The organism is Nocardia miyunensis NBRC 108239, assembly GCF_001613065.1.
Classification (GTDB): Bacteria; Actinomycetota; Actinomycetes; order Mycobacteriales; family Mycobacteriaceae; genus Nocardia; species Nocardia miyunensis.
Map to the genome: position 1 here is coordinate 12,746 of NZ_BDBQ01000099.1, position 18,960 is coordinate 31,705.

Here is an 18,960-nt window from a genome sequence, read left to right on the forward strand (position 1 = left end):
GAACAGGCTCAGAGTTCTCTGGCCGTGGTTTCCGCTTCCCAGATCGCGTTGAAGATGCGGCGTGGGGCTCGGGCGTCGCCGATCAGGTGGACGTCGATGTCGGCGCCCGCCAGCTCACGCGCCAGGGCATCGTCGGCGGAATTCCCCAAAATCATTACCGCCGCATCGATTTCGAGCAGCTGGGAGGTTTCGCCGGTGTAGACGTCGGTGAGGGTGACGGTGTCCTCGTGGATCGCGGTGAGTTCGACGCCGGGAGTGAAGGTGACGCCCGCGCGGCGAAGTTGCCCGAAGGCGAACGGAAGGTCGTGACCGTCGGCGAACGCGTGGCCCAGGTGCGGGTATTGGGAGACGATGTGGACGGCGTGGCGACGCTGGACCAGGTACTCGGCGACGACGAACACCTGCCGGTCTCCGGTGTCGTCCACGAGCAGGAAGCGGTGCGGCAGGTCCGCGCGGCCGGTCAGGATCTGCGCCGGGGTGTAGACGTTCCATTGGTCGGCACCGGGTAGGGCGGGCGCGCCGGCCGCCCAGCGCGCGGGGTGGCGGGCGGTCCAGCCGTGCCGGATCGGGGTCGATCCGGTGGCCACCACGACCGCCTCGTATCGATCGACGAGGTCGTCGGCCGTGGCCCGGTGCCGACGCCGGATCTCGGCCTTCGTCCGTTCCAGCTGGACGCACAGCCAATCGGTGACGCCGGACCACTCGCGATAGGAGTCGGCCCGTGCCATGAGCGCGACCTGCCCGCCCAACGTGTCGCTCTGTTCGAAGAGGGTGACCCGGTGACCGAGTTCGGCGGCGCTCAGCGCGGCGCGCAACCCGGCGGGTCCGCCGCCGACCACCGCGACGCGCCGGGACTGCCGCGGCCGGGTGTCGTCGCGACGGAATTCCCGTTCCCGGCCTACCGCCGGGTTGTGTATGCACGACACGGGGCCGCGGGCGAAGGAGGCGACACACCAGTTCGAGCCGATGCAGGGGCGAATATCGTCCGGTCGGCCGCGCCGAGCCTTGGTGGGCCACGACGGATCCGCGATGAGCGCACGCGCCATGCCGACGAACTGCGCCTTACCCGAGACGAGGATGTCCTCCGCCATTTCCGGCGTGGTGATCCGCCCGACCGCTACGACGGGCAGCGAGACCGCGCGGGTGATATTCGCAGTGTCGGCCAGCTCGTAACCGGCCTTGCGCGCGGCCGACGTCCCGTAGATCTGCATGCGATCGAGATAGGTGCCCTGGGTGGTGGAGATGTAGTCCAGCGCGCCCCAGCTCTCGACCTCGGTCGCGATGCGCACCCAGTCCTCGTTGCCGAGACCGTTCTCCATCTCACCGTCGCTGCTGTTGAGCCGAATCCCGAGAACCCGGTCGGGCGGCACGACCCGGCGTACCTCCGCGACGATGCGCCGGACGACGCGCATCCGGTTCTCGAACGACCCGCCGTATTCGTCGCCGCGGTGGTTGGTCGCGGGCGAGAGGAACTGACCGAGCAGATAACCGTGTCCGAGGCCGTGCACCTCGATACCGTCGACGCCGCCCTCGATCGCGTGCCGCGCCGAGAGCACGTAATGCTCGACCAGCACGTCGATTTCGGTGCGAGTCATCTCGTGCGGTATCTCCCGATACACCGTGTCGGGCACCGGGCTCGGCGCCCAGGTGGGCAGGCGGGAGATGATGCCGTCGGTCTGGCGGCCGCGGTGCCACAGCTGCGCCATGATCAGCGCGCCGTGCGGGTGCACGGCGGCGGCGACCTTGCGGTAACTGTCCACCACGGCAGGGGAATACGCGTGGATCACTCCGCGCCGCGGCTGGCTCGACGGATGCACCGCCATGGCTTCCATCGTGATGACCGCGACGCCGCCGCGGGCTCGTTCGGCGTAGTACTCGGCGCTGGCGTCGGCGAAGGTCCCGTCGGTGGAGAACTCCGTGGCGTGCGCGGTCATCCAGATGCGATTGCGCGCGGAACGCGGGCCCAGCGCGATCGGAGAGAACAGGGTGGGGTAATCGCCCTCGGACATGTGTGCCTCCGCCGGAGATCAGTGGTCGGCCAGAAGCGAGCCGAAGCCCTCCTTCTGGTCTTCGATTCCGTTGGTGCGCAACGCATGCCAATACGTGGCGGTGTTCACCGCGATCACCGGCAGGCCGAGCCACCGCTCGGCTTCGGCGGCCACCCGGCCCACGGCCATGTTCGCGCCGAACTGGACGATCGCCCGCGGCCGCTGCGCCGCGATCGCCTTCAGCTCACGCCGCAACGTCTCCGGTGACGTGTGTGCGATCCGCACGGCCGTGGGGCATCGCAGGTGGACCGCCGTCTGCAGCTGATACCCGGAACTTTCCACGAACGTCCGCAGATGCGGCTCGGACCCCGGCTGATACGGCGTGAGCACCCCGATGGGTCCCTCATCGACGCCGACGGCGCGCAGTGCGGCCGGGACCGCATCGCCCGCGTGCACCAGCTCCAGGTTCGCGCCGAACTTGGCGCGCAGCCGATCCCGAATGGCCACACCGGCTTTCGGGTCGCCCCACACCGCTTCGATCGATACCCCGAGCACCACACAGGCGGGCTCGCAGGTCAGCACGCGTCCCACCGCATCGTCGACACCGTTGTCAATATCACGCACCAGATCGCCGAAATCGTCGTCGTCATCGACGACGCGGTCCGGGATGTGAATGCGCGCAATGTGATTGGTCACCCCGCGCGGACGCATATCGTCGTATTCGGGTTGCACGACGGTGTTCACCGAGGGGGTCACCACCCCGATCTTCAACCGCCACCCCAATGCGTCGGTCATCTCCGACTCCCTCCAGCTGACCCCGGAGCTATGACCAACGCCACAACTCCGTCCAAACTTGTATACATCTATCGGCGATCACCATTCAATACCTTGAAGACAGAATGACGATCCCGTAGATTGCATACAAAGTGCATCGATCACGACAGGAGGCATGGGTGGCGCCACGCCCGGTGACATCGGCCGAACGAGTCGGCGACGTCCTGCGCGACCTCATCGCCGACAACACGCTCGAGCCGGGCGCCCGGCTGGCCGAGGTGGAACTCGCGGAGCAGTTGGGTGTGAGCCGGACTCCGATCCGGGAGGCGCTGCGTCAGCTGGCCGCGGAGGGGTGGGTGGAACTGCTGCCCAACCGGGGCGCGCGTGTGGCCAGCTGGTCGGCGGCGGAGTTGGAGAGCGTCTTCGAGGTGCGTTCCACGCTGGAACCGCGATTGACCGCGATGGCCGTGGACAAGGCCCGCGAGACCGACATCGCCGAACTGGACGAGCTGGCGCATTCCATGGTCGCCGTCGGCTCCCCCGGGCCGAACCAGGACATCGACACCCTGATCCCGATGAATGCGGCGTTCCACCGCAGACTGGTGAAGCTGGCCGACGCTCCCGCATTCGCTGCCGCTCTGGCCAGCGCGGTCCGAACTCCCTTGGTAGCGAGGAATTTCCACGCCTACGACGACGCGTCGATGCGACGCAGCCTGGCCCATCACGTCGAGATCGTCGCGGCCATGCGCGCGGGCGATTCGCAGTGGGCGGCCGCGGTCATGACCGCCCACCTGCACAATGCCCGCGCGGCCGTGCTGCGCCCGGCCTGAGCGCAACCGATGTGAATGGAAAAGATATGCACGACAACGACTTCGAATGGACGCTGTGGGCCGGAACGGTCGGTTACGAGAGTCCGGTTCGGGCACGGGTGGACGCCGCGGTCGGCGGCGGCTTCGACCGGCTGTCTCTGACCCCGATCGATGTGACCTCCTCGGATCGCTCGCCCGGGGAACTGGGACGCGCGATTCGCGATGCCGGGGTGGATATCGAGCTGGAAGGGCTCATGACCTGGTATCCCGGTGATCGGCCCGCGGAGATTCCACTCACCGCGTTCAGCGCCGACGACGTCCTGCGCATGGCGGAGGAGCTCGGGGCGGTGTCGTTGACGGTGCTGGCCGGACCGGCCTGCGACCTGCCGGTCGACGAGGTCGCCGGATATTTCGCGGCGCTGTGTGATCGCGCCGCCGATATCGGCGCGCGAGTGCAGCTGGAGTTCATGCCGGTGATGGCGATCGCCGATCTGCCGAGCGCACACAGAATCGTGGACACCGCGGCGCGCGCCAACGGCGGGCTGATGTTCGACACCTGGCACTTCTTCCGCGGCAACCCCGATTTCGCCGCGCTGGAATCGCTTCCGGGGGAACGGATCTTCGCCGTGCAGATCTCGGACGGGGGTGAACAGGTGCAGGGCAGTCTCGTGGAGGACACCTTCCTCCGGCGATTGCCCGGCGACGGCTGCTTCGACCTCGTTCGCGTCATCCGAACGCTCGACCGGATCGGGGCGTTGCGGCGCGTCGGACCGGAGGTCATCTCACCCGCCACCGCGGCGATGTCCGCACCGGAGGCCGCCCGGGTGGGCCGGGAGCACACCCGGGCCCTGCTCGATCGAGCACGGTCGTGACGGCGGTCCGGTTCAGAAAACCCTGTGCACCAAGCAATTTCGTCGGGAGGTAGTCGTGGCACGACGTGCGGTGATCAGCGGCGGCGGCACCGGAATCGGCAAGGCGGTAGCCAGACGCCTTGCGGCACAAGGCGATCGGGTGACGATCGTCGGCCGGCGCAGGGCCGTCCTGGACGCCGCCGCCGAGGAGATCAACGCGGACATCGGCGCCGAACGCGTCACCCGTGCGGCGGCCGATCTCACCGATCCCGACCAGGTCCGCGTGCTCGGCGATCGGATCGCCACGGCGGGTCCGGTCGATGTGCTGATCAACAACGCGGGCACGTTCCGCAAGCGGGAGCCGCGGGATCTGGCCGATATCGCCGCGATGTACATCGACACCTACCGCACGAACCTGCTCACCGCCGTCCTGCTGACCGAAACGCTCCTGCCGCACATGCCTCGCCCCGGGGGCCGGATCGTCTCGGTCAGCTCGATCGCGGCCCTGCGGGGTTCGGGCCCCTACGGCGCGTCCAAGGCCGCGATGCACGGCTGGTCACTGGGACTCGCCAAACACCTTGCGCCGGAAGGCATCACGGTCAACGTCGTGGCCCCCGGATTCGTACCGGCCACCGAGGTGTGGGCGGACATGCTGACCGAGGAGGTCGAATCCGAGCGAGTCGCCCGGATTCCCCTCGGCCGCGGCGGAACACCGGACGAGGTCGCCGCGGGCATCGCCCACTTCGCCGCACCCGACGCGGGCTGGACGACGGGCCAGATCCTGCAGATCAACGGCGGCGACCTGTTCGGCCGAGGGTGAGGCGAGCGCTCAGGGCACCACCCAGCCGACCGGGCCGTCCGAGTGGAACCCGTGCGCGACCAGTCCGGCCTGTCCGGCCGAGGTGTCGATGGCGGCGGCCCAGCGGTTGTTGTAGCTGTAGCGCAGCAGCGGATGGTCGCCGATTTCCGGGGCGTTGTCGATCCAGCCGATCACGCCCTCGTCCGCGGTTCGGGGATTCTTGATGTCGCTGTCCGAAATCGCCAGCAGATACGACGGCTGCTTGCTGTCCTTGAGCCGCAAGCGATGCACCGCGACCCGGTTGGCTCCGGGCGCCGTGTGCAGACGACCGAGATCCTCGACCTTGGTGAAGTGATACTTGCTCGTCGCGGTCGCCGCCTCGGCCTGGTTGGTGGTGAAGAAGAACCCCGTATTCCGCGGATCGCGCGATCCGCCCACGGTCGCGAACTCCTGCAGAGTGACCAGACCGTCCGCCACCGGCCTGGCGGGAGCCGCATCGGCCTGGGGCAACGCACCGGGCGCCGAGTACGCCAGCGACGCGAAAGCCAGTGCGGCCGCGAGACCTCCGGCCAATCCGATCCGAACAGTGAACTTCTTCACGTGACACCTTTCGTCCGACCACGGAACCAATTCAGGCACAGTGTAATTGCCACACTCGTTCACACCACCGCCGACAAGCCCGGAACAGGCGTCATCTCGTTACCGAATCCCCTGGTCAACACGATCTGGCCGAGTTTCGGCCGAAATGGGCGCCAGTTGCTGCGCTCATCTCGGATCCGAAGCGGCGCCCTGGGCTCCGACCAGGAGTTCGGCCTCTTCCTCGGACTGCGCGGCCGGCGCCGAACCCCACATCCGCCGACCGTTGGGTTCTTGCAGGAAGTAGACCGACACCGCGCCGATGACACCCGCGATGATCAGGTAGTAGGCGGGCCAGTTCAGATCTCCGGTGGCTCCCACGAGTGCGCCGACGACCACCGAGGTGGTACCGCCGAACAACGAGACCGCGACGTTGAACGCGACCGACAGACCCGCGCCGCGCACCTTCGTCGGGAACAGCGAGGGCAGCGTGGAGGGCAGCGTCGCGCTGAAGCAGATCAGCGTCAGCCCCATGATCAGCAGACCGAGGAAGACCGAGAACGCGTTGTTCGTGCGGACCAGCAGGACCATCGGAAGCGCCAGCACGATCAGCGCGGCGATGCCGGCCCAGATGATCGGTTTGCGGCCGATGCGATCGGACAGCACACCCAGCAGCGGAATGGTCAGCAGTGCGATGGCCATCACCACGATCTGCAACCACTGCGAGGTCGTCGACGACACGCCACCACCGGTCGCATCGGGCACGGTCGAGGTTACATAGGTCGGCATATACGAGGTCAGCATGTAGTTGGTGACGTTCCAGACGATGACCAGTCCCATGCAGACCAGAACGTAAGGCCACAGCCTGGCCAGGATCTTGGCCTCCTCACCGGTCTTGTTCGCCTTCTCCCGATCCTCGGATTCCTTCTCCAGCGCGGCGAAGGCCGGAGTGTCGGCCAACCGCATCCGCAGATAGACACCGACGACGCCCAGCGGCAGCGCCACGAAGAACGGCAGCCGCCATCCCCAGGCAAGCAACTGATCGTGCGTCATTGCCGCATCGGCGAGCGTGACGATCAACGCACCGAGCAGATATCCGGTGAACGTCCCGAATTCCAGCCAGCTGCCGAGGAATCCACGTCGGCGATCCGGCGCGTACTCGGCGATGAACGTCATCGCGTTGCCGTATTCGCCACCGGTGGAGAAACCCTGTAGCAACCGCGCGCACAGCAGCAGCATCGGCGCCCACAGGCCGATCGAGTTCTGGTCCGGGATGCAGCCGATGGCGAAGGTTCCGACCGCCATCAGGATCATGGTCGTGGCCAGGACCTTGTTGCGGCCGATGCGGTCCGCGAGCGGTCCGAAGAACATCCCGCCGAACGGCCGGACCAGGAACGCCACCGCGAACAGCCCGAAGGTCGCGATCGTGCCCGCGGCATTGCCCAGGTGGGAGAAGAACACCTCCTTGATGGTGGGCTCGAAATAGGCGTAGACGCCGAAGTCGTACCACTCGGTGATGTTGCCGATGCTCGCCGCGCCGATGGCCCGGCGGATGATCGGCGGGTCGGTGACGACGACGTCGTCGAGGGACCACCGCCTCGGACGTTCACGCGGGATCAGCACATTCACCGGATACGACCTCCTCGACTAACGACCACCTCCCGATTCCTCGACCGCACGGCGTCCGCCGAGAACGTTCACACCCCTCGGCGAATACCGTCCGACCGGATCGGCCTTCCCAGGCTAGGTGATCGCGAGCAATCCGCGAGCCAACATCCCCACGGGGAGGAGCTGGCAGACTGTTTCCGCGCGGGAGGCGCGATTGCGGAATCGAGACAGGAGCGAAGGATGCGGGCGATTCGTTTCAGCCGGTTCGGCGGGCCGGAGGTGCTCGAGATCGTCGAGCTGCCGGACCCGCATCCGGGTCCCGGCCGGGTTCGAATAACGGTGCGCGCGGCCGGGGTCAACCCGAGCGACTGGAAGAAGCGGGCGGGCCTGATGGATCAGCAGCTCCCACAGGCCATGGGCTACGAGGCGGCGGGCGTGGTCGACGAAGTCGGCGAGGGCGTCACCGGCGTTTCCGTCGGCGACCGCGTATTCGGCTTCGCCGACGAGGAGGGCACGCAGGCCGAACTGGCGGTTCTGTCCCACTACGCGCCGATCCCGTCGTCGCTGGACTTCGCCGGCGCCGCCGCGCTGCCGGCCGCCATCGAGACGGCCACCCGCGCACTCGACCAGCTCGGCGTCACGGACGGCGTGACGCTGCTGGTCAACGGCGCCTCCGGAAGTGTCGGCAGCGCGGCGGTCCAGCTGGCGCTCGCTCGCGGCGCGCGGGTGATCGGCACCGCCGGTCTGGCGAATCAGGAATACGTCCGCTCGCTCGGCGCGGAACCGGTCACCTACGGTGAGGGCCTCCTCGACCGAGTGCGCGCCCTCGCCCCCGGCGGCGTCGACCTCGCACTCGACGTCGCCGGTAGCGGAGTGCTGCCCGAACTCATCGAAATCGCCGGTGGCGCAGCACATGTCGTGACGATCGCCGATTTCGCCGGAGCCCAGGAGCACGGCGTGCGGTTCAGCCGGGGCGACTCCGGACGCGCACTGCACGTCATCGGGCAGATCGGCGACCTGATCGACTCCGGCCGGTTCGTGCTTCCGGTCGCCCGCACCTTCCCGCTCACCGAGATCGCCGAGGCGCACCGGCTCGGCGAACAGGGCGTCGTGCGCGGAAAACTGGTGCTGCTGGTCGGCTGAGATCAGCGTTCGGTGACGACGTTCACCAATCGCGGCGCGCGCACGATCACCCTCGTCATCGCACGACCGGCCAGGGCCTCGGTGATGGTCGCCGAGGCCAGGGCGAGTTCGCGCAGGCTCGTCTCGTCGATGACGTCGGCTTCTCGGTCGTCGCCCCACACCAGCGGGCCATCTCATTCCCGATGATGGAGGCGGCGCCCCTGTCGGCGGGCACCCGCAGGCGGTCGCGCAGTTTGCCGTCGATCTGGACGACGCAGGTCGTGGTGTCGCGTTCGAGCAGCGCCGGATCGGCCGCCGGCCAGCCCGCATCCGATACCGAGGGCCGGTGCCCCAGGCGTTCCCAGGACTCCTCGGCGGTGAAGGGCGCGAAGCACGAGGACATCCGGACCAGCGCTTCGACGCCCTCGCGGACGACGGGATCTGCCGGTCCCGGGCCGGTGTCGACGGCCTTGCGCAGCCCTCAGCCGTGACCCCGCACCGGAGCCCAGCAGCCATGTCGTGGCTCGTATCGGCCCAGGAAGGCGAGAGCCGCCGGAACGGACCCGGGTGCTGTGGCCATCGTTACGCCGATCACACCCGGGTAGGAATGGCCGGGACGTAACCGGTGTTGTTCGGGCGACCGGATTTCGACAATCGAATCGCCGCGTCGGAAGGGAATATGCTCCATGTCACAAGAAACGACCGGTGATCCCTCGATCCATCTCGACGGATTGTTCACCGAGTTCGACACGGGATCGCTGCGGCTGCGGAACCGGTTCGCCATGGCCCCGATGACACGGGTGAAATCGCCTGGCGGCGTGCCCAATTCGGAGAACGTCGAATACTACCGGGAGCATGCCGCCGGTGGCGTGGGGCTGATCATCACCGAGGGAACCTACGTTCGCGGCCCGGCGGCCGGACCGGAATCGGGTGTTCCGCGGTTCTACGGTGACGACAGCGCGGCGGGCTGGCGGGCGGTCGCCGAGGCGGTGCACGCCGAGGGCGCTGCCATCGTGCCGCAGTTGTGGCACACCGGCGTCGCCCGGGGCAAAGAGCCCGAATTCGAACCGGAGACCCCGTCGGTGAGCCCGTCCGGGATCGATCACACCGGAGCGTCGGTGGGTCGGGCGCTGACCACCGATGATCTGGACACGCTCATCGCCTCCTACGTGGAGTCCGCGCTGCTGGCCCGGCAGCTCGGCTTCGACGGAATCGAGATTCACGGCGCGCACGGCTATCTGCTCGACCAATTCTTCTGGGCCGCAACCAATCAGCGCACCGACGACTACGGCGTGACATCGCGTCGACGCGCGGCGTTCCCCGCCCGCGTGGTCGCGGCCGTGCGCGAGGCCGTCGGCCCCGATTTCCCGATCATCTACCGCTATTCGCAGTGGAAGGGCGTCGACTACCGGGCCAGGATCGCCGACACCCCGGGCGAACTCGAGGAGTTGCTCACCCCGCTCGTCGACGCGGGCGTCGACATCTTCCACACCTCGCTGCGACGCCACTGGCTGCCCGAATTCACCGACCACGCAGCGGATTTGAGCCTGGCGGGCTGGACCAAGAAGATCACCGGCCGCCCGGTGATCACCGTGGGTTCGGTGGGTGTGGACAGTGTCTTCCGCGGCGACGCGATCGATGAGACCCAGGCCGACCGCTTCCGCTTCCTGAACGATCAGTTCGAACGCGGCGAATTCGACATCGTCGCCCTGGGCCGCGCCTTGCTCGCCGACCCCGCATGGGTGAACAAGATTCGCGCCCAGCGCCTTTCGGACATCGTCCCGTTCCGGTAGTCGGCATCGCGAGCCCCCACGGCGGCAACGGGTTCGAGCTCAGCCGAGTACGCGGGCCCGTATCGCCGCCGACCATTCTCGGCGCGGAACGCCGACATCCTGCTACGCAGCGGATTCCGCACCCGTGCCGAATCCCACGCGGCGCGACCCCGAGCCCTGGGACCGGCGACGTCGATGGCCGGAGGTACCGGAATCGGCGCTGTCGCGGCATTTCTCGGTGTCGGCGGCAGCGTCGTGACGGTACCGCTGCTGCGGCGCAGGGGATTACCGATGGCTGAGGCCGCCCGCACGGCGAATCCGCTGAGCATCCCGGTGGCCGTCGTCGCGACGATCATCTATTCCCTTGCCGCGCACGGCTATCACGGACACGGAACAATCGGCTACGTCGATCCGGCGGCCGCGTTGGCCCTGGCCGGTGCCCTGCCGACCATCGCACTCGTCCGTAGGTCACTGGTCCGGGCGCCCGATCGACTGCACGCCATCGCCTATCCGATATTCCTGACGATCGTCCTGATCGCCATGGCCGCAACGGCTTTCACCTGATCACGCAGCAAGCACACCCGATCTCCCAAGGGTGAGCGGCGCAATGGGTCGGCGAGGGGCGAACCAGCGGAACTCATCCGACGCTCGCAGACACCGCAGATGGTGTGGACGGCGATCCGCCAGAGCCGAATATCAGCGTGAACGGCTCGAGGATTTCGGGCGCTCCATCGTTCATCTGCTGGCGAACACGCCGGAGCGTTAGTACCGAGATCCCCCGGATACGGGACCGCGCGCCCGATCCGGACGGTTCGGGCGCGCGGATGTTCCTCCTGGCCGGAAGTGATTGCGTATCAGCGCATCCGGCAGAAGGTGGCGTAGTGATCGTCTGTGTACCAGGCCGATCCGTCGTCACCGGTGACGATGCGGTCGGCATCACGACTGTGACCGGACACCTTGCGGTTCACGTCCCACTCCCTGTAGCGGATGGCTTTGCCGTTGCCGGTCCTGGGCAGATTCCCTTCGCGATCACTCCAGGTCGTGCCGCCCTTGGTGCCCGAACCGTCGTGCGGCGGCCACTGTCCGGCATCGATCAGGCCCAGGGTCTGCCGGGCCTGATCGGAAATCGAGCAGGCGATCGGGCGGACGCCGGTGACATTCTGCGCGGCGGTTCCGGCCGGATGCGCCGCGCCGAGACCGCCCAGCAGTACCGACAGCGCGACCAGGGTGGCCAGCGTCATGGCGGCGAGCATCGAGATCGGCTTGGTCCACGCTCTTTCCCGCGACAGGGTGTCCGGCGAAATCGGATCGTTCGTCATCAAATACCTCGCAATGGTCGTCGATACACCGGCGCCGCTCCGACACCCCCGCGCCGAATGTACTGCCGTCACAATCCGGACCGGTCGACGCGCAGCCGAGCAGCCGGACAACAACAGATGACCAATTCCCGTCGAGAGCATTCCCCGGACACGGGTGCGCACCACGATGCGGCGCAATAGCATCGATGACGGATACGCAAGGCCGCGACCACCGTGGAGGGCCCGATGGATCGAACCACCTGTCTCATCGCCGGCGGAGGCCCGGCAGGTATCGTGCTGGGCCTGCTGCTCGCCCGCGCCGGAGTCGAGGTCACCGTGCTGGAGAAGCACGCGGACTTCCTGCGCGATTTCCGCGGCGACACCGTCCATCCCACCACCCTGGACCTGCTCGACGAACTCGGCCTGGGTGAACGCTTCGCGAAACTGCCGCAGCGCCGGTTGACTTCGGTGCAGCTGCCGATCCGCGGACACATGTTCACCTTCGCCACCATGGATCGGCTGCCGGGCCCACACCGGTACATCGCGATGGTGCCGCAGTGGGATCTGCTGAATCTGCTCGCTGAAGAGGCAGGTTCCGAGCCGACATTCCATCTGCGAATGAACACCGAGGCGACCGACGTGATCCGCGAACAGGGCCGGGTGGTCGGCGCCCGCTATCGCACCCGCGACGGTGATACCGGCGAGATCCGGGCGGACCTCACCGTGGCGTGCGACGGCCGGGCCTCCGCGTTGCGGGCGGCGGCCGGTCTCGGATCACGGCGCTGGGCAACGCCATTCGATGTGTGGTGGTTCCGAATCCCGCGCAACGAGAGCGATCCCGCCGGAGCCGTCGGCTTCCTCACCCCCCGGCGAGTGGCGCTGCTGTTCGACCGCGGCGACTACTGGCAGTGCGCCACGTTGATCGGCAAGGGCAGCGATCCCGCACTGCGCACCGGCCCGGTCTCGGAGATCATGCGCCCGCTCACCGATATCGTGCCCTGGCTCTCGGACCGCGCCGACGCCCTGGCGAGCTGGGACGAGGTGAAACTGCTCGACGTCCAACTGGATCGCCTGGACCGCTGGTACACCGACGGCCTGCTGTGCCTCGGCGACGCCGCGCACGCCATGTCCCCCGTCGGCGGCGTCGGCATCAATCTGGCCGTCCAGGATGCGGTGGCGGCGGCGAGAATCCTTGCCCCCGAACTACTCTCACACCGGGTGACCACCGCCGACCTGGCCCGAATCCAACGCCGCCGACGCCTGCCCACCGCCGTCACCCAGGGCCTGCAACGCTTCCTGCACGCCCGCGCCATAGCCCCCGCCCTCGGAGGTCGGCTCAACATCTCCGACACCCCGAAAGCCCCACTCCCCCTCCGGCTCCTACGCCGGACCCCATTCCTCCGCGACATCCCACCACGCCTGGTGGCCCGAGGCGTCCTGCCCGAACACGCGCCCGACTTCGCCCGCCGCCCCCACTGAGCAGCGGATTCCTACAATAGATCGAGATCGTCATATCGCTCGCCCCGAGGGCATACCCTTCCCGGTCGTGCTGGGCGAATTCCCCTATCCGGCAAAGGCATCGCCGCACTTCCCTCGACCGTCCAACGGTGACGCCGCGCCACACCGATCAGCCACTACTGCGTGGCTCTGTCATTGCCGTTCAAGCGGACGCTGCTGGTCGGCAGCGAGCCGCTACGCGGCCACGCGAGCCGGGCAGTTCGCACGACGACTCCTGATTCCGCGTGCGCCGGTTCAGAATTCGTCCGGGCAGCCGCAGGAGCCTCGGGTGCTCAGGGTGGCGTCGAGGTTTCGCACGCCGGGGTCCACTGTGCCGCTGTCTATCTGGTCGAGAAGGAGTTGTACGGCGAGTTCGCCCATGCGGCGGGTGGGCTGGACCATGGTGGTCAGGCCGGGGCGCGTGTAGCGGGCGTATTCGATGCCGTCGAAGGCGACTACGGCCAGATCGTCCGGGACGCGCAGTCCGGCGTCGTAGGCGGCGCGGAGCATACCCATCGCCTGTAGGTCGCTGGTGACGAAAACCGCTGTGGGGCGGGCAGGTTCGACGAGGAGGCCGGACAGTGCGCGATATCCGGACGCGCCACCGAAGTCCGTGCGTACGATTGGTCCCTCGGCCAACCCGAACGCGGACAGTGCGTTTCGGTAGCCCTGTACACGATCCTCGGCCGTGGAGACGTGCGGTCCACTCAGGCAGGCGATCTCGCGGTGTCCGTGCTCGATCAGATGGGTCACCGCGGCCTGCGCACCGCTCACCGAATCGCACATCACATGGGTGAAGCGGGCCGGATCGATGACGCGGTCCACGGCCACCAGCGCCATCCCGGCCTCGGCGCACGCATCGCCGACGCCGGTCTCCCAGGACGACGAAATGGCAAGCAGCCCTTCGACTCTGCGATCGATGAAGGTCCGCACATACGCCTGTTCGCGCTCGGAATCACCCGCGGCATTGCCGACGAACAGCGGATACCCGCGAGCGAAGGCCGCCGCCTCGACCACCGCGGACAGCTCGGCGAAGAACGGATTCGCGCCGTCGGGGATCACCATGCCCAGCGCGTGTCCGCGATTCATCCGCAGGCTGCGCGCGGACATATTGGGCCGGTAGCCCAATTCGGCGATGGCGGCCTCGATGCGCGCACGGGTCGCCGGTGCGACCTGACGCGGCCCGCCGTTGAGCACGTAGCTCACCAGCGCGGGCGAGGTACCGGCCAGCCGCGCCACATCCGCGCGTGTCACTGCCATTCGGGTTCTCCTCGCCTCACGGTCCGCCTCGATTCCACGCTATTGGGCCCAACCCCTTGACAGTCGGTGACTCAGGTCACAGACTACTCATCAATTCGTGTTGATCAACACGAGTTGATCATTTGAGGGATAGGTCGAACACCGATGAATGCTCGATTCAGGCGTGCAATGGCGCCGCTTGTCCTCGTCGGGGCGCTCGCCGCTGCCGCCTGCGGACGTGGCGATCACAGCAGCTCGGGGGAATTCAAGATCGCCATCGTCACCCGCAACTTCACCAACCCCTACTGGGCGGCGTTGCGCGACGGGGCCATGGCCGAGGCGGCAAAGCTCGGGGTGAAGGTCACCGTGCAGGCCGGGCAGTCCGAGACGGACGCCGACGGCGAGAACGCGCAGATCTCCACCATGGCCGCGCAGGGCTTCGGCTGCTTCGGGGTCGTGCCAGTCAACGGCACCAACGTCATCACCCCGCTCACCGCGGTGGCCCGCAAGAACATCCCGATCATCGACCTGGACACCCAGATCGATCCGGCCGCGTCCAAGGCCGCCGGGGTCTCCTACGCGAGCTTCATCGGCTCGGACAACATCGAGGCCGGTAGGACCGCGGGCCAGAAACTGCTCGAGGCCCTGGGCGGCACCGGCAAGGTCGCTGTCCTGCAGGGCATCGCCGGTGAGCAGAACGGCATCAACCGCGACAAGGGCTTCGCCGAGGCCGTCGCGGGCAAACTCGACATCGTGCAGGAGGCGCCCGCGGACTACGAGCAGGACAAGGGTCTGCAGGTCACCGAGGCGATCCTGAAGGCGCATCCGGATATCACCGGCATCTTCTCCGCCAACGACACCATGGGTCTGGGTGCGGCGCAGGCGATCAAGAACGCGGGCCGCACCGGGCAGATCAAGGTGATCTCCGTGGACGGCATCCAGGCCGCGCTGAACGCGGTCGAGGAGGGCACGCTGTACGGCACCGTCACCCAATACCCTTATGCCGAAGGACAACTCGCGGTACAGGGTTGCCTGGCCCAGCACCAGGGTAGGAAGCTGCCCGACCGGGTCGTCTCCCCGATCGCGTTCATCGGCAAAGACAATGTGGCTCAGCAGATCTCGGCGTTCCCGCGGCCGATCGTCGGCTTCGACAACCCGCTGGAAGGACTCCTGAACAAGTGAGCTCCACGGCGGATATCGCACCCACCGATCCGGGGCGGGCCGCGGACGTCGGTGCGCGTGAGGGGCGTACCGAAATCCCGGCCAAGCTCGCCGAATACGCGGCGCCGATCGCGCTGGTCGCGCTCTGGGTGGCATTCTTCATCGCCACCCCGGATTTCCTGACCCTGGCCAATATCGGCGACCTGCTCGTGTCCGCGACGATCCTCACCGTGCTGGCGCTGGGTCAGCAGTTCGCGGTCACCGTCGGCGGCATCGATCTGTCGGTGGGCGCGAATCTGCCCTGGGCCGCTGCGCTATTGGGCTACACGACCAGCCACGGCTACCCGGTGGCGGTCGGCATCGTGGTGGCGATCGCGGGCGGGCTGATCGTCGGCGTGATCAACGGCGTGCTGGTCGGACGGCTGCACATGACCGATTTCGTGGTCACCCTTGGCATGCTCAGCGTGCTGAGCGGGTTGACACTGCTGCTGACCCATGGCAATACCACCGCGGTGAATTCGGCCTTCCTGCAGAAGCTCGCGTTGGACGGCATCGGCCCGGTGCGCTGGTTCTGGCTGCTGGCACTGATCGCCGCACTCGTGGTGGCGGGCATCATCTTCCGCACCCGAATCGGCACCCATCTGCTGGCCACCGGCGGTCGTCTGGAGGCCGCGCGCGACACCGGCATCGCGGTGAACCGCATCCGGCTGTTCGCCTATGCGATGTCCGGTCTGCTGTGCGGGGTCGCCGGAGTGATGCTCGTGGCCCGCAACGGCGGCGCGGATCCCTCGCTGCAGACCACCTATCTGCTGAGTTCGATCGCGGCGGTGGTTCTCGGCGGTTCGTCGCTGGCCGGCGGCAAGGCGTCGGTGCTGGGGACGGTCGCCGGGGCGGTACTGTTCACCTCGCTGATCAACGGTTTCACCATCCTGGGCATCTCGCAGTACTACCAGCCGGTCGCGGTCGGCGCGGTGCTGCTGCTGGCCGCCGGTATCTCCCGGTTCCGAAAGTAGGTGCGCCCCATGACAACTCCTCTGCTAGAGGCAAGGGACCTGACCAAATCCTTCGACTCGGTGCGTGCGCTGGGCGGGGTGTCGCTGCGCATTCCCGAGGGCGAGGTGACCGCGCTCGTCGGCGACAACGGTGCCGGGAAATCGACGCTGGTGCGCTGCCTGACCGGCGTGCAGTCACCCGATACCGGTCAGATCCTGTTCCGCGGCGAACCGGTTCGGCTGCGTTCCCCCGAGGACGCGCGCAAGATGGGCATCGAAACCGTCTACCAGGATCTGGCCCTGATCGATGACCTGACGGTGTGGCAGAACCTGTTCCTCAACCGGGAGCTGGTGTATCCGCTCGGAATCGTCAACCGCCGCGGCATGATCGCGCGCAGCGGTGAGATCATGCGCGAGTTGGACGTCGACGTGCCCTCGGTCCGCACCACCGTGCGCCGGATGAGCGGCGGCCAGCGCCAATCCATCGCCATCGCCCGCGCCGTTGCCTGGGGCAAGGCCATGGTGATCATGGACGAGCCGACCGCCGCCCTGGGCGTCCGGGAGACCGCCGCGGTGGAGAAACTGGTCCGCGGGCTGCGCGAACGCGGCGTCACGGTACTGATCATCAGCCACGACCTGGCCCAGGTGATGCGCATCTGCGACAACGTCGTCGTGTTGCGTCGCGGTAGATCCGTTGCCGCGCACAGCATCTCAGAGGTGGATGGCGATCGCCTGGTCGGTCTGATCACCGGCGCGATCCCGGGCAATCTGGAGACCCCGCCCACGGCCGATACCGGGATCGAAAGCGCCGCGACAGTGCCCGGAGACGAGCATCCGGACGAGCCGGACTCGGCAGGCGACGACGCCGCTGGATCCGGGAAGACCGACGCAACACCCGGCACCGATGATCCAGCGCCCGATTTCAGCGAGCCGGCAGCCGACATTGCCGCCGACACGGCCGAGGCGACACCCGGCACCGCGGGCGAAGAGACGAATGCTGATGGCACAGCAGCCAATTCACGTGCGTCGGCGTCGTCCGGTGGCTCGGGGGCGACGTCGTGAGCGTTGTGGTGGTGGGGTCGGTGAATGTGGATGTGGTGAGCGAGGTCGAGCGGCTGCCCGCGCCCGGCGAGACGGTGCTGGCGCTGCGGTCGCGAACGAACCTGGGTGGTAAGGGATCCAATCAGGCCGTTGCCGCCGCGCGAGCCGGGGGCCGGGTCGAGTTCGTGGCACGGGTGGGCGCCGGGGCCGATCCGGGGCTGTGGAAATCGTTGCTGGAGTTTGGCATCGGTCTCACGGCGGTTCGTGAGGTCACGGACAGCCGGACCGGTACCGCGTATATCACCGTGGCCGATGGGGAGAACCAGATCGTCGTGGATCCCGGCGCGAACTTCGACTGGGAGAGCGAGTCCGAGCTGGACGGGCTGGCCGTCGAAACCGGACTCCTGGATGCGGCACAGGTTGTGGTGGCGCAGCTGGAAATCCCCGTGCGCGTGGTCGACTGGGTTTCCTCTCGCGCCCGGCGGTTCATTCTCAACGCAGCTCCCGCCACGAAACTGTCCGAAGATCTGCTACGTCGTTGTGATCCGCTGATCGTCAACGAATCCGAACTGGCGGCGGTGAGTGGCACGATCCCCGAAACCCCCGAACAGGCATTCGCGCAGGTGCGCGCACTGTGCCTGCGGGGCGTTCCGTCGGTGGTGGCGACCCTGGGCGCAGCCGGATCGGTATGGGCGCAAACCGCCGACTCGAAGGTGGTCGGCGCGTATCAACCTGCCCCGCGTGTGGATACGGTGGATTCGACCGGCGCGGGCGACGCCTTCGTCGGAGCCCTGGCCACCGCCCTAGCCGAGGGGAGCGAACTCGGCTCAGCCGTCGGGTTCGCGACCGCCGCCGGAGCCCTCGCGGTCCAGTCGCCCGGCACCCACAACTCCTATCCCACCGGTGAACGAATCACCGACGCACTCGCGGCGGTACCGCAATCCCGCTCGCTCACTTCGTGATTCGCCTCATGCGGCTCCCGCTCCACAGACCAGGAGATTCACCATGCGCACCACCGGAATCATCCACGCCGGACTGGCATCGGCCCTGACCGCCCTACGTCACACCGACCTGTTCGCGGTCAGTGACTCCGGCCTGCCGGTACCCGCCGCCGTGCCCGTCATCGATCTCGGCATCAGCTACGGATTCCCCCGCTTCGCCCCGATCCTGGATCTCATCCTGCGCGAGGTGACCATCGAAGCCGCCTGGGCCAGCCGCGAGGTGACCACCGAAAACCCCGAAGCCGCAACCCTTCTCACCGGCAACCTGCACCCCGAACTACTCGACCACGAAGCCTTCAAGTCCCGCATAGCCAACTGCCGCTTCGTAGTCCGCACCGGCGAAGCCAAGCCCTACGCCAACGTCCTGCTCCGCGCGGGCGTCCCCTGGACCTGACCGCTCGTGGGACGGGCCGAGTCGGGTTACGCCGTCGC

Annotated in this window: 19 protein-coding genes and 1 pseudogene; 12 read left to right on the forward strand and 8 right to left on the reverse strand. The window is 67.7% G+C overall.

Annotated features, from left to right (window positions below; translation table 11 throughout):
• Nucleotides 1-8: 8 nt before the first annotated feature.
• Nucleotides 9-2,009: an oxidoreductase gene (locus NM2_RS38175; RefSeq protein ID WP_067679888.1), complete on the reverse strand. Its 2,001-nt coding sequence runs from the start codon at nucleotides 2,007-2,009 to the stop codon at nucleotides 9-11.
• 18 nt (nucleotides 2,010-2,027) lie between these two features.
• A complete protein-coding gene (locus NM2_RS38180; RefSeq protein WP_067679890.1) occupies nucleotides 2,028-2,783 on the reverse strand; it encodes a maleate cis-trans isomerase family protein in 756 nt (251 codons plus the stop codon).
• 158 nt (nucleotides 2,784-2,941) lie between these two features.
• Between NM2_RS38180 and NM2_RS38185 the strand changes: the two genes are divergently transcribed.
• Genes NM2_RS38185 through NM2_RS38195 form a run of 3 tightly spaced genes read left to right on the forward strand, consistent with a single transcriptional unit; the run spans nucleotide 2,942 to nucleotide 5,242 of the window.
• Nucleotides 2,942-3,592 (forward strand): GntR family transcriptional regulator, encoded by a 651-nt coding sequence (locus NM2_RS38185; RefSeq protein WP_084531992.1) that lies wholly within the window; start codon nucleotides 2,942-2,944, stop codon nucleotides 3,590-3,592.
• Nucleotides 3,593-3,618: 26 nt separating this feature from the next.
• On the forward strand, nucleotides 3,619-4,443 hold the full coding sequence (locus NM2_RS38190) for a sugar phosphate isomerase/epimerase family protein (protein WP_067679895.1): 825 nt from the start codon (nucleotides 3,619-3,621) through the stop codon (nucleotides 4,441-4,443).
• A 55-nt stretch (nucleotides 4,444-4,498) separates the two neighbouring features.
• Nucleotides 4,499-5,242, forward strand: coding sequence for an SDR family NAD(P)-dependent oxidoreductase (locus NM2_RS38195; RefSeq protein WP_067679897.1), 744 nt, complete (start codon nucleotides 4,499-4,501; stop codon nucleotides 5,240-5,242).
• Nucleotides 5,243-5,251: 9 nt separating this feature from the next.
• On the opposite strand, the gene NM2_RS38200 is transcribed toward NM2_RS38195, so the two are convergent.
• Both NM2_RS38200 and NM2_RS38205 read right to left on the reverse strand, forming a co-directional pair.
• The gene (locus tag NM2_RS38200) at nucleotides 5,252-5,821 is read right to left on the reverse strand and encodes a hypothetical protein (RefSeq protein ID WP_067679900.1); all 570 of its coding nucleotides are present in this window, start codon (nucleotides 5,819-5,821) and stop codon (nucleotides 5,252-5,254) included.
• Between the two features lie 165 nt (nucleotides 5,822-5,986).
• On the reverse strand, nucleotides 5,987-7,426 hold the full coding sequence (locus NM2_RS38205) for an MFS transporter (RefSeq protein WP_067679903.1): 1,440 nt from the start codon (nucleotides 7,424-7,426) through the stop codon (nucleotides 5,987-5,989).
• Between the two features lie 219 nt (nucleotides 7,427-7,645).
• Here NM2_RS38205 and NM2_RS38210 point away from each other — a divergent pair, with 219 nt between their 5' ends.
• Nucleotides 7,646-8,548, forward strand: a complete 903-nt coding sequence (locus NM2_RS38210; protein WP_067679906.1) for an NADP-dependent oxidoreductase — start codon at nucleotides 7,646-7,648, stop codon at nucleotides 8,546-8,548.
• A gap of 2 nt (nucleotides 8,549-8,550) precedes the next feature.
• Here the strand turns inward: NM2_RS38210 and NM2_RS52165 are convergent, their stop codons facing one another.
• Complete coding sequence (locus tag NM2_RS52165; RefSeq protein WP_245718420.1) at nucleotides 8,551-8,709, reverse strand: hypothetical protein; 159 nt, start codon at nucleotides 8,707-8,709, stop codon at nucleotides 8,551-8,553.
• A 98-nt stretch (nucleotides 8,710-8,807) separates the two neighbouring features.
• Nucleotides 8,808-8,930, reverse strand: a pseudogene (locus tag NM2_RS52170) (class I tRNA ligase family protein); the annotation flags it as partial.
• 283 nt (nucleotides 8,931-9,213) lie between these two features.
• Here NM2_RS52170 and NM2_RS38220 point away from each other — a divergent pair.
• On the forward strand, nucleotides 9,214-10,320 hold the full coding sequence (locus NM2_RS38220; RefSeq protein ID WP_067679912.1) for an NADH:flavin oxidoreductase: 1,107 nt from the start codon (nucleotides 9,214-9,216) through the stop codon (nucleotides 10,318-10,320).
• 99 nt (nucleotides 10,321-10,419) lie between these two features.
• On the forward strand, nucleotides 10,420-10,863 hold the full coding sequence (locus tag NM2_RS38225; RefSeq protein ID WP_281182749.1) for a TSUP family transporter: 444 nt from the start codon (nucleotides 10,420-10,422) through the stop codon (nucleotides 10,861-10,863).
• Between the two features lie 290 nt (nucleotides 10,864-11,153).
• Here the strand turns inward: NM2_RS38225 and NM2_RS38230 are convergent, their stop codons facing one another.
• Nucleotides 11,154-11,618 carry a guanyl-specific ribonuclease gene (locus NM2_RS38230; RefSeq protein ID WP_067679918.1) on the reverse strand — a complete coding sequence of 155 codons (465 nt, stop codon included), beginning with the start codon at nucleotides 11,616-11,618 and terminating at the stop codon, nucleotides 11,154-11,156.
• A 225-nt stretch (nucleotides 11,619-11,843) separates the two neighbouring features.
• On the opposite strand from NM2_RS38230, the gene NM2_RS38235 reads away from it, so the two are divergent.
• Nucleotides 11,844-13,076: an FAD-dependent oxidoreductase gene (locus NM2_RS38235; protein WP_067679996.1), complete on the forward strand. Its 1,233-nt coding sequence runs from the start codon at nucleotides 11,844-11,846 to the stop codon at nucleotides 13,074-13,076.
• Between the two features lie 273 nt (nucleotides 13,077-13,349).
• On the opposite strand, the gene NM2_RS38240 is transcribed toward NM2_RS38235, so the two are convergent.
• The gene (locus tag NM2_RS38240; RefSeq protein WP_067679921.1) at nucleotides 13,350-14,354 is read right to left on the reverse strand and encodes a LacI family DNA-binding transcriptional regulator; all 1,005 of its coding nucleotides are present in this window, start codon (nucleotides 14,352-14,354) and stop codon (nucleotides 13,350-13,352) included.
• Nucleotides 14,355-14,522: 168 nt separating this feature from the next.
• Between NM2_RS38240 and NM2_RS38245 the strand changes: the two genes are divergently transcribed.
• From NM2_RS38245 to rbsD, 5 genes are read left to right on the forward strand one after another with little or no spacing between them, the layout of a single operon-like run.
• Nucleotides 14,523-15,515 carry a sugar ABC transporter substrate-binding protein gene (locus tag NM2_RS38245; RefSeq protein ID WP_245718415.1) on the forward strand — a complete coding sequence of 331 codons (993 nt, stop codon included), beginning with the start codon at nucleotides 14,523-14,525 and terminating at the stop codon, nucleotides 15,513-15,515.
• Nucleotides 15,512-16,507: an ABC transporter permease gene (locus tag NM2_RS38250; protein ID WP_067679927.1), complete on the forward strand. Its 996-nt coding sequence runs from the start codon at nucleotides 15,512-15,514 to the stop codon at nucleotides 16,505-16,507. The genes NM2_RS38245 and NM2_RS38250 overlap by 4 nt, the downstream gene beginning before the upstream one ends.
• 9 nt (nucleotides 16,508-16,516) lie before the next feature.
• Nucleotides 16,517-17,548: an ATP-binding cassette domain-containing protein gene (locus NM2_RS38255; protein ID WP_245718416.1), complete on the forward strand. Its 1,032-nt coding sequence runs from the start codon at nucleotides 16,517-16,519 to the stop codon at nucleotides 17,546-17,548.
• Entirely contained in the window at nucleotides 17,545-18,489 is a 945-nt protein-coding gene (locus NM2_RS38260; protein WP_067679930.1) for a ribokinase, read from the forward strand. Before NM2_RS38255 ends, NM2_RS38260 begins: the two co-directional genes overlap by 4 nt.
• 43 nt (nucleotides 18,490-18,532) lie before the next feature.
• Nucleotides 18,533-18,922: a D-ribose pyranase gene (gene rbsD / locus NM2_RS38265; protein ID WP_067679933.1), complete on the forward strand. Its 390-nt coding sequence runs from the start codon at nucleotides 18,533-18,535 to the stop codon at nucleotides 18,920-18,922.
• Nucleotides 18,923-18,960 lie beyond the last annotated feature (38 nt).

Bases quoted from the DNA above. Each gene is read 5' to 3' on its own strand.
- NM2_RS38190 (WP_067679895.1), top strand. From the start codon at position 3,619: ATGCACGACAACGACTTCGAATGGACGCTGTGGGCCGGAACGGTCGGT.
- NM2_RS38180 (WP_067679890.1), bottom strand. From the start codon at position 2,783: ATGACCGACGCATTGGGGTGGCGGTTGAAGATCGGGGTGGTGACCCCC.
- NM2_RS38255 (WP_245718416.1), top strand. From the start codon at position 16,517: ATGACAACTCCTCTGCTAGAGGCAAGGGACCTGACCAAATCCTTCGAC.
- NM2_RS38230 (WP_067679918.1), bottom strand. From the start codon at position 11,618: ATGACGAACGATCCGATTTCGCCGGACACCCTGTCGCGGGAAAGAGCG.
- NM2_RS38220 (WP_067679912.1), top strand. From the start codon at position 9,214: ATGTCACAAGAAACGACCGGTGATCCCTCGATCCATCTCGACGGATTG.
- rbsD (WP_067679933.1), top strand. From the start codon at position 18,533: ATGCGCACCACCGGAATCATCCACGCCGGACTGGCATCGGCCCTGACC.
- NM2_RS38245 (WP_245718415.1), top strand. From the start codon at position 14,523: ATGGCGCCGCTTGTCCTCGTCGGGGCGCTCGCCGCTGCCGCCTGCGGA.
- NM2_RS38240 (WP_067679921.1), bottom strand. From the start codon at position 14,354: ATGGCAGTGACACGCGCGGATGTGGCGCGGCTGGCCGGTACCTCGCCC.
- NM2_RS38210 (WP_067679906.1), top strand. From the start codon at position 7,646: ATGCGGGCGATTCGTTTCAGCCGGTTCGGCGGGCCGGAGGTGCTCGAG.
- NM2_RS38235 (WP_067679996.1), top strand. From the start codon at position 11,844: ATGGATCGAACCACCTGTCTCATCGCCGGCGGAGGCCCGGCAGGTATC.
- NM2_RS38175 (WP_067679888.1), bottom strand. From the start codon at position 2,009: ATGTCCGAGGGCGATTACCCCACCCTGTTCTCTCCGATCGCGCTGGGC.